Annotated in this window: 1 pseudogene; it reads right to left on the bottom strand. The window is 66.8% G+C overall.

The window, feature by feature from the left end:
- Positions 1-3 precede the first annotated feature (3 nt).
- Positions 4-1065 (bottom strand): annotated as a pseudogene (locus IVW53_16125) (IS1634 family transposase).
- Positions 1066-1193 lie beyond the last annotated feature (128 nt).

The following is a 1193-nucleotide window of genomic DNA, read 5'->3' as shown; positions in this document are numbered from 1 at the left end:
CTAGCGCTTGCGCCGCTCGCCCTCGCCTACCCACACTTCCTTGACCTGCAGGTTGTCGGCGACCTGCTTGTAGCGGCCCGGCCGGGTCAGCACCTCCAGCGCGATGTCCTTCACCTTGCGCATCGGCACCGCCAGGATGTAGCGCCCCAAGCCGCGGCTGAGCGCGGCCAGGTTGTCGGCCGAGTACATCCCGGCATCGCCGACGAAGAGACAGCGACCGAGCCGCCAGGTGCGCAGATCGTCCTTGATCCGTGCGACGGTCGTCACGTCGGCGGTGTCGCCGGGTAGCACCCAGGAACGCACCGGCACGCCGTCACGCGTGACGGCGAGCGCGATGATCACCTGCGGCTGGTTGTCACGGCCTTCCTTGCTGTGGCCTCGCCGACGCAGGGGCGCGTACAGCCGGCCGGCAAATTCTTGCGCGTCCTCGTCCGGCTCGTCGACCTCGAAATAGGCCGTGGTGGTGTCGTAGAAGATCAGATCGACATCGAGGCGGAACAGGTCGGCGGCCCGGAGGAAGACGTCGCGCTCGATCTGTTCCGCCCAGACCGCCAGAAAATCGAGCGCGCGGTAGCATTGATCGACCGTCAGCCCGGCCGCGTCGGGAAGCCAGGCGGTGTCGGGTAGCCATCGTTCGGCACAGGCGCGTTTGGAGACCGGGTCGTCGAGCCGGTTGGTGGCCATCGCGAACAGGGCCGTCTCGTGTGGCGCGGTCAGCTTCGCCCGTTCGGTGCATCTGCGGATGGCCGGGCCGGTGCCGAGTTCCTCCCACAGCGTGCGGGCGACGAGCACGGCGCCGAATTCGAACACCCGCTCGATCTCGATGTCCGGGATGCCGGCCGTGGTCTTGTCGGCGACCGCGCCGTCGCCGGCATCGAGCACGCGGTTGATGCTGCTCACCAGCCGCTCGAGGGCGGCGCGATCGAGCCGATCGGCGCGGCCGAAACTATGCACCACGTGAGCCTCTCGCCGCTTTGCATCTGGGTTCCAGACGCTTTCGGCGAGGGCGTAGTAGGCGACGGTTGAGCCGTCGCGGTTCTGCCGCTGTGTGATGCGCAGATACATGCCGCACCGATAGCGGGCGCCCCCGCTTTGTGCAAGGTCAAAACCGCCGAGTCGTGTGCCTAACTTTTTGAGGTGATCGCGGCTCACTCCTGGACCGAACCCGCCTTATATCAATGTGTTAAGCCAAC

The organism is Chloroflexota bacterium, from assembly GCA_015478725.1.
Taxonomy (GTDB): domain Bacteria; phylum Chloroflexota; class Limnocylindria; order Limnocylindrales; family CSP1-4; genus C-114.
The sequence above is the reverse complement of the archived record's forward strand: the minus strand, read 5'-3'. Positions and strand labels throughout refer to the sequence as shown.